This window comes from Coprococcus sp. ART55/1 (genome assembly GCF_000210595.1).
In the GTDB taxonomy this organism is placed as follows: Bacteria; Bacillota; Clostridia; order Lachnospirales; family Lachnospiraceae; genus Coprococcus; species Coprococcus aceti.
Genome location: NC_021018.1, coordinates 431,670 through 440,405, shown reverse-complemented (window position 1 = coordinate 440,405; position 8,736 = coordinate 431,670). Strand labels below are relative to the sequence as shown.

Here is an 8,736-nt window from a genome sequence, read left to right as displayed (position 1 = left end):
AATAAAATTTGTAGATTTTCTGCATAATCTGAGTTTACCTCATTGAATAGTTTTTGATATGATTGATTGTCAAAATATGCTAATATTTTGTATTTTGTGTCTTTCATATTTCTATTTTAAAAAAGCAACACTTTCTATTTCTTCACAGGAAAATCATCAAATGCATTGTCATTTTTTGCAAAGCACACTTTCTTGCCGCATGCTCTGATATTCGCATGTGATCAGGTACAAATGTGGGGCATTCATATTGCCCTATAATTTCCAACTTTTAATGGATTTTTCTTTTTCCCACATAGTTTTATAAAGAGGCACTGATTGCAATAATTCATCATGTTTTCCGCAGCCCTGCAAAACACCGTCAGATAAAACAAGTATTTGATCTGCATTTTGGATATAGGACAAAGTGTGTGATACAAGGAACACCGTTTTCCCCTTAATCATTTCTTCTATGCCCTTTTGTATTGCTACGGCATTTTCAGCATCCAGACTGGAAAGCGCCTCATCCAAAAGAATGATCGGGGAATCTTTCAAAATTGCCCTCGCAATAGCGACACGCTGACGCTCACCACCGGAAAGGCTTGCACCGCCCTCGCTGATAACCGTTTGATAACCCTGTGGGAGTTTTTCTATAAATTCGTGACAGTGAGCCTTTTTTGCCGCCTCTATCACCTGCTCGTCCGTTGCGCTCTGGTTTCCCATCCGAATATTATTCATCATGGTATCCTGAAAAAGATATACTTCCTGAAAAACGATACTCACATGACGCACCAGATCACTATGCTTTAATGTTGCCGCATCTTTCCCATTCAACAGAATCCGCCCGTTTTTCGGCGTCACGAATCCCAGAATCAAATTAAGGAGAGTAGATTTGCCGCTTCCAGAAGGACCAACCAATGCAGTGATCGTTCCGGGGTTAGCTGAAAAACTTACATGACTAACTGCTTCACGCTTTCCATCATAACTAAACGATACATTTTCAAACCGTACATCGGCTTGTGTATCGGCAAACTGTGTAATTCCCTGTTTTTCATTTTCAGTCGGCAGGTTGTTAATTTCCGCTATATTATCCAACGATGCGTTTGCAAGATTAATCATTGCAAAGGAACCCATCAGAGCTTCCAGCGGACGGTAAAAAATAATACCCATGATTGCAAAAAACAAATAGGTTGCCGAGGCTAATGAACCAGAACGAACCATTGTAATGCCAACACCCAAACTCAAAAACAGCCCCAGATTCAGGCAGATCTTATAACCCATACTCCAATTCGTCAGCGTCGATTCATAACGGCCAGAAGCTGTGCAATATCCGTCCACCTGATTCTCTACGAGCTTACCGGTTTGTTCCAGCCGGTATGCCTTGATCGTTTCCATACCCTGTACATATTCCAGCGTGGAATCAATCATTGCCACCTGTGCATTTTTCTTCTGCTCTCCCAGTTGAACCATGCTCTTTTGAAACTGCTGGTAGAGGATATAACCGGGGATGATTCCCACAAACAGAAGAAGCGCCATACGCCAGTCCACACTAAGCAGCATCAGAGCAAATACAACCGTCATGATCATGCTGGAAACGAAACCGGCAATAATCTCCATGATATTCATTTCCACAAAACTTAAATCAGTTGTAAACAAAGATGTAAGCTGGCTGATCTTGTCTTTTGTAAAGTAGTATAGCGGAAACTGTTTGATTTTTGCCGCAATCGAAAGGCGTTCATCCCGCATCATGGCATAAGATACCGGGCGCTGTTTTGCAATCGTAAAGTAATAAAAAACAAAATGCAGGACAGTATAAACCAGAAACATAAGGCTATACTGTATCAGTTTTTCCCTTGTAAACGAACCGCCCAAAATATCTTTTATCGCAAGGAACAGCATGAAATATATCGCGCCCTCACAAATTGAGGTCAACGCCTGAAACAGCCACGCAAGATAAAGCTGCTTTTTACGCTCGCCTGCAAGTTCTAAGAATTTCCGTATCATAGCAATCATGCGTTTACACCTCCCATTTTCCATTGATCGGATTGCTCAAAGGCCGCCCACATATCCTGATACGGGGAGCAACGTCTTATCAATTCATCATGTGTGCCGCAATCAATCACTTTGCCTTGTTCCAGAACCACAATCGAATCAGCTTCCTTGATACTAGAAAGACGGTGCGCTATTACGAGTACGGTTTTTCCCTCTGATAATTTAGCCAGCGCCTTTTGCAGTAAATCTTCATTGTCGGCGTCAATGTAAGCCGTTGCCTCGTCAAGAATCACAACCGACGCATTTTTCAGAATTGCCCTTGCCAATGTGATTCTCTGTTTTTCGCCACCGCTCAACTTGGTTTCCTTGTCTATCACTGTGTCATAGCCCTTTGGAAGCCGCATAATAAAGTCGTGACATACGGCATCCTTTGCTGCCTGCATCATTTCTTCCTCCTTGGCCTCTGGGTTTCCCATCATAATGTTTTCCCGGATACTCTTTTTGAACAGGAACGTATTCTGGGTCACAAAGGAGATCTGGGACATCAGATCGGATAGCGTAATCTGGTTCAGCGGTACGCCTCCCAGGCAAATCTGTCCCTCGGTTATATCCCAAAACCGGCAGATCAGGCTGGCCGCCGTACTTTTACCGCTGCCGGAAACACCGACGAGCGCAGTTACTTTTCCGTCAGGAACAGTAAATGAGACATCTTTTAATACCTGCTGTCCTTCCCCATAGGAAAATGTAACGTGTTCAAACACAATCGTGTGGTCGGAAAGTTCTGCCTTCGAGGTCGTATCCGCCATTTCATCCAGCTTCAGAATTTCGTCTATCTTTTTTGCAACAGAAGCGTTCATGCCGATATAATCAAAGTTATTAGAAACAGTTTCCAACGGAATCAGCATGGCAAGCCCCATAAACAGATACATAATATAGCTGGCCGCTGTCACGCTGCCGGAGAGGTACATCAAACCGGCAAGTGGAAACAAGAACACAAGGTTGCTGTTTAAGTCGGCATGATTGAAAGCAACATATTTCAAGCAGCTTTGGAACCACTCTGTTACAACGGTGCTGTAAGTGCGGATGCTTTCTGACAGGCGGCCATAAGTGGATTCGTCGGCGGCAAATATCTTCAGTTCTTTCATACCGTTGACATATTCCACCGTCTTAACGCTGACGTCGGCAAACGCCTGATTAAATTCGTCCATTTTTTTCATCTGAACGATAATCATAAGAATACCGACAAGAATAAACAGAACGACCGGAATCAGCATGATACCGGCTACCCTAATGTCCAATATCGCCAGCAGGATTTCCATACATAGCGGTACAGCGAGACCAGAAATAATCTCTGGAATGTTATGGGCGTAAAATGTCTCCAACTGTTCCATATTGTCCATAATGATCGTTTTGACCTGCCCGGATGCCGTTGTTTTCACATAGCCCATTGGTAAACGGGCAATTTTACGGAACAGCTTTTTACGGGTTTCCCCCAAGGTCTGGTAGGCTACCTTGTGAGAGATTTTTGTGCCGGTTCCAAACAGCAGATGTTTCAAAATGATTGCTGCGGCAATCAGGCACACATATTGAAAAAGGTTCTCTGTCCGTTCATTCAGAAAACAGGTCACAATGCCCCAAACACCCAAATAGGGCAAGATGCCGCACAAAACAGACAGGACGCAACAGATTACCGCGCCGATCAGGCGACGCTTATTTTTCTTATCAATTAGTCCAAACAGAGCTTTTACATCACTCATTACGATTCATCTCCTCCTTACAGAATAGTGAAATTCCAAAATCTGTCCGATATTCCATTTTGCCAACTAGGTATAGCAATAGTTCCATGACTTTAATACGCATAAGGTAATTGCGGTACTGTTCCGGCAGCAAGAGCAGTTCGGTAAAAATATGCTCCACGCTTTTTTTCGCCGGTGCTATAAAGCAACCGCCCGCTGTAAAAAGCCCTTGAAAATCCATGTCCTCGTCAAACGCGATTGTCCCCAGCATGATATTCAGGCTGTTTATGATCTGCGGCAGATAAGCCACCACTGAAACACCAACAAAAGGTTCTTCCCCAAAATCACAGCTTTTCAGGTGGCTTGCACCATTGAAAACAGAAATATAATGGTCGCTCATAACCATCTCCGGCTGGTTGCTGAACAGCATATTCACTCGCCCATGAAAGCAATAGGTGACTTCAATAAAACGATCTTTACATTGGATGTTCTTTTGAATTGGAGTTGTGATATGAACATTGCTATAAACAATTTCAGCACCAGGCATCACTTCAAAGCTCTGCATGGTGCCTTTCCCAAATTTTGGAGAAATTGTATATATCTTTGAATCCTTTTCAACGGAACAGTTACCGATCAGCTCATGGAAGAACAGGAGGTCATTTTCCATTCTCCTCAAGGTTCTGTCTCCTTTCTGACCGCAAGAAAAAATCGCGTAGTCGATGCAGATTGTCGTGGAAAAGCGGGTAATCTTCCTGCTGTTTTCCGTTATCTAAATGAATCACTCTTGTACAGGCTGCCGCTAAAAATTCGTAATCATGGGTTACAACAAAAATTACCTTTCCCATTTTAGAAAGCGTTTGAAATAACCCTGCAACCTGAATCATGCTGTCATAATCAAGTCCGCTAGTCGGTTCATCAAAAATTAAAACATCCTTACGGCATACCATACTTACTGCCACGGCCGCACGCTGCTTCTGGCCCCCGGAAAGTGTATTGGGATGATGAGTACGGTACTCATAAATACCAAGCCGTTCCATTGCCTGTTTTGCTGCGTCCAAATCAGGATGCTTAATTCCAAATACACATTCCTTTTCCAATGTATCGGCAAATAACTGATAGCTTACGTCCTGCATCACCATATAGGAGTGTTTTAATCGGCTCTTTGCGTTCAGTTCTTTACCATCCCAAAGAATCTTTCCCGTACAGTTTGTGTGCAGGCCGCATAGTGTTCTGGAAAATGTAGATTTTCCAGCTCCGTTATGGCCGATAATTCCTATGATTTCTCCCGGTGCCGCACTCAAATTCAAATCGTCCAGAACCAGCTTTTTCTTATAGAACAAGGATAAGTTCCTGACATCCAAAATCGGCTTTTGAGAATTTTCAGCAAAGGCCCTTGGCTGTACCTTTGACAAATCTAAAGCTCGAAGTCCCATACTGTGCCGCTGTTCTTCAGGAATAGAAAGAAACTGGCTCGGAGAAAACACAGCAGATATAGCGCCGTTTTCCATATACACAATGCGGTCAACTAATTCCCTCAGATAATAAATCCTATGTTCTGCAATTAGAATGGTCTTGCCTTGTTTCTTTAGGAGTTCAAGTGTACGCCGCAAATCCTCAATAGCATCCATATCCAGATTGGAAGATGGTTCATCTAACAAGTAAATACTCGGAGACATAGCATAGATGGACGCAAACGCCACCTTTTGTTTTTCACCGCCAGACAATTCAAATATGCTTCTTCCGGTCAGATGGGCTATATCCAATTCTGCAACTGTCTTTGAAATGCGTTCTTTCATTTTTTCCCTTGGATAAGTCAGATTTTCCATTCCAAAAGAAATTTCACTGTCTGTATCTACATTAAAAAATTGAGAGCGTGGATTTTGGAATACAGACCCCACATACTCGGACACTTCATATATGGGATAATCCTGTATATTTTTACCGTCAACATAGGTTGTGCCGGTGACTTCTCCCGGATAAAAGTATGGAATCAGGCCATTCACAAGACGGGTCAATGTGGTTTTCCCACAGCCGCTTCGCCCACACAACAGCACACACTCACCTTTGTTGATTGTCAAATCAACATCGCGCAGTCCGCCATTTTGTAATGATTCCTGATAGGTAAAAGAAACCTTGTCAAAACGGATCATTAGCCTGCACCCCCTTTCAATTTCAGCCAGATTGACACTGACATAAACAAAGTGAACAGAATAAAGCATACGGCATCCGCAACACTAAAGTGGATTTCCTGCAAGCAGGTTCGGGGTTTCGGATTTTCCAGCCCCCTTGTAACAGCAGCCGCCGACAATTCATCCGCCACTTTCAGTGCTGACATCATCATCGGAACATAGATACATTCCACTGTTCGGGCCGGATGGGTCAGCAAACTTTTGACGGTTGGAGCTACATCGCGCATCCTCATGGCATCGCTGATATAGCCCCAGTCCTCATGTACCATAGGGAAATATCGAAGCATGACCGTCAGAGGAATAACCATTGCTTTTGGCATATGAATACGGTTCATGGCCGCCATAAATTCATTTACCCTTGTCGTGCTGACTAAAATACCTCCGAGCATGGCACAGGGAAAGATTTTACGGATAAATACGGTAAATGTTACAATCGCAATCTGCAAAGTCCCTGTCAAATAATTTGTTCCAATGATATGCAGAACAACCATTCCCGCATAGACAGCAGCCATTCTTACCGTAAACCGCTTTGCTCCTGTAAGAACGCCGAGAATCACAACACATACAACCAGCGCAATCTCATAGAGTAAAGAGGGCGCAAGGAACAACGCAACATTTCCGACGATCAACAGATATAGTTTTGTGCGAGGGTCTAAATGTAATGTGGCAAGTGTATCTTTTGTTTGCAGTTGCATCTCCATTACACTACTCCGGCCTTTTCAAAATGCTTTTTCAATAGTTTCTGGCCTACAAGACCGCTGATAGCAGCACAGATCAACACGCCGATAATCATTGCCGGGAGCATCCAGTTTTGTGCGGTTGAAACCATAGTGTCCATATAGGTCTGCTCTGTTCCCTTTTCCACCAAATATTGCACATAGGCGTCGCGGTCAAACCAAAGCATACCGTAGGAGAAAACCGGGCTGAGAACAAAGATCATATATGACAGCAGGTTACGCCCTTTGTTTCTAAAGTTCCCAGAACCGGCCAGTAGATCGGCCACAACACCAAGAATACAATACGCCAAGCACATAGACCAGTACATACCGAGTACGAACAGTACGCCTCCCACCAAAATACCGGTGACAATGATTGGGCCATGCTTCGGCACCTTCGCCAGTATCAGCATATAAACCGGGCCGCACAGCAGCGCAATAGACAGCGGGCAAAGGAAAGTCAGTACAGGGAAGAACCCAAAGATAGCCTCGCCAATCATGGCGCATACCATGTACAAAGCAGCAAGGATGCCGGTGGTAATCAAATCGCGCACAGACAGCCCTTTTTTCATTTGTTGTGAATTAGACATTTTCAACGTCCTCCTATTTATTATTTGCTGGCAGAAGCCTCATTGACCTACGCACAAAATCGTGATAGAATTGCTGTGATTAGAATCAGCTAACCAGCCAGTAATGCCATTCTACTCAGTGATTTTATGGGTGTCAAATCCGGCAAAAAAGGTCAAAACAGGAGTTAAAAGCGGAAAAACAACCGGATATATCAGTGCTTTTTGTGGTTTTGCTGACAGCCTTTGCGACATTTTGGAGCATAAAAAAAGATACTGCGGATTATTCCGACTACATAAGAAATGGGGGTGAGTAGGATGCAGACCGATTCTACACAGGCCGCGCACGAATTAGGAGATGCTTCTTTTTATCTGCATGATTATCATTTTCGACAGGATAATCATAATGGAATCTGTACCTTGCAGCCGCAAAACAGACAAGGCTATGGAAATATCTATCAGGTTCAACCGACAGATGGATTATTCCTGTCAACCGGAAGCTGGATACCATACGCCTCAATGGAACGCAAATATGAGATCAATCAAAAGCTGGTGAAAATTTATTATTTGGAATCCGGCGGTGTTACCCTGATCCAGAATGGGCGGAAAGCCCAACCTATCACAGAGGGAATCCACCTTTATCTAAATAAGCCGTCACAGGGGCGAGTATTATATCACCCCAATATACCAATCAGCTATGCGTCAGTTTTGCTGTTTGAAGATTACATAGAGAAAAATCTGCAAGACCGTTTTACCCCGGACGATTTTGACTATGCAGAGGTTTATGATTGGAAAGCTTTTGATTATAATACCCCGGAAGTTGGAACCCTGTTTTTGCAGATACGGGATAAACTGATTGCTGGCGAAACCTCCCGTCTTTACTACGAAAGCAAAGTAGGTGAACTGCTTTCTATTGTGGCAACCAATTTTCATAAACAGCGACAGGAGATAGCATCTAAACAACCGTCTCTTTCCAAACAAGAGAAAAAGGCGCTGGAATCTGTACGTCAGGCTATTGAGCAGAATATTTTGAACCCACCAGAACTCTCGCAGCTTTGCAAAATAGCAGCAATGGGACAAACCAAACTTCGAGAATCATTCAAAAAAATGTATGGTGTTCCTATTGGGACATACATTCGACAATCCAAAATGAAATATGCTTCACTGTTACTTAAAAAGAATGAATTATCAATTTCATCTATAGCCAAACATTTAGGGTATCAAAACGCAAGTAAATTTTCTAGCGCTTTTAAAAACTATTTTAATCAATCGCCTGAAATTTATCGAAAAAATAATTATAATATACGTAAAGATTAGAATCACTTGCCATTTTTTTAGAAATTTTTTAATTATATTATCACAAAAAAGAGGCGCTAAGTTTGCACCTCTTTTTATTGTAAAATTCATACTCATTCTCTAATTTGTTTTTAAAGGTAATCTAAACTATTGAATACGCTCTAAAAATCAACATATTAATTTTCAAAGTATACCATATCCCATGATTGTTCCGTTATTAATGCTATAGCTTCTCTGGTTCACGGCATTACTGGAGTTTCCTTCC

The 8,736-nt window shown here is 42.7% G+C and carries 7 protein-coding genes; 1 reads left to right on the top strand and 6 read right to left on the bottom strand.

The annotated features are described in order from the left end of the window. Nucleotides 1–252 precede the first annotated feature (252 nt). From CCU_RS02140 to CCU_RS02115, 6 genes are read right to left on the bottom strand one after another with little or no spacing between them, the layout of a single operon-like run. On the bottom strand, nucleotides 253–1,989 hold the full coding sequence (locus tag CCU_RS02140) for an ABC transporter ATP-binding protein (RefSeq protein ID WP_015533390.1): 1,737 nt from the start codon (nucleotides 1,987–1,989) through the stop codon (nucleotides 253–255). Beyond that, nucleotides 1,986–3,725 carry an ABC transporter ATP-binding protein gene (locus CCU_RS02135; RefSeq protein WP_015533389.1) on the bottom strand — a complete coding sequence of 580 codons (1,740 nt, stop codon included), beginning with the start codon at nucleotides 3,723–3,725 and terminating at the stop codon, nucleotides 1,986–1,988. The genes CCU_RS02140 and CCU_RS02135 overlap by 4 nt, the downstream gene beginning before the upstream one ends. Beyond that, a complete protein-coding gene (locus CCU_RS02130) occupies nucleotides 3,718–4,380 on the bottom strand; it encodes a hypothetical protein (RefSeq protein WP_208895916.1) in 663 nt (220 codons plus the stop codon). The genes CCU_RS02135 and CCU_RS02130 overlap by 8 nt, the downstream gene beginning before the upstream one ends. Continuing rightward, on the bottom strand, nucleotides 4,361–5,854 hold the full coding sequence (locus CCU_RS02125) for an ABC transporter ATP-binding protein (protein WP_015533387.1): 1,494 nt from the start codon (nucleotides 5,852–5,854) through the stop codon (nucleotides 4,361–4,363). The genes CCU_RS02130 and CCU_RS02125 overlap by 20 nt, the downstream gene beginning before the upstream one ends. Beyond that, nucleotides 5,854–6,594, bottom strand: a complete 741-nt coding sequence (locus tag CCU_RS02120; protein WP_015533386.1) for an energy-coupling factor transporter transmembrane component T — start codon at nucleotides 6,592–6,594, stop codon at nucleotides 5,854–5,856. Before CCU_RS02120 ends, CCU_RS02125 begins: the two co-directional genes overlap by 1 nt. Then, complete coding sequence (locus tag CCU_RS02115; RefSeq protein WP_015533385.1) at nucleotides 6,594–7,199, bottom strand: MptD family putative ECF transporter S component; 606 nt, start codon at nucleotides 7,197–7,199, stop codon at nucleotides 6,594–6,596. Before CCU_RS02115 ends, CCU_RS02120 begins: the two co-directional genes overlap by 1 nt. A gap of 294 nt (nucleotides 7,200–7,493) precedes the next feature. Between CCU_RS02115 and CCU_RS02110 the strand changes: the two genes are divergently transcribed. Further along, nucleotides 7,494–8,492 (top strand): helix-turn-helix transcriptional regulator, encoded by a 999-nt coding sequence (locus CCU_RS02110; RefSeq protein WP_015533384.1) that lies wholly within the window; start codon nucleotides 7,494–7,496, stop codon nucleotides 8,490–8,492. Nucleotides 8,493–8,736: the final 244 nt, after the last annotated feature.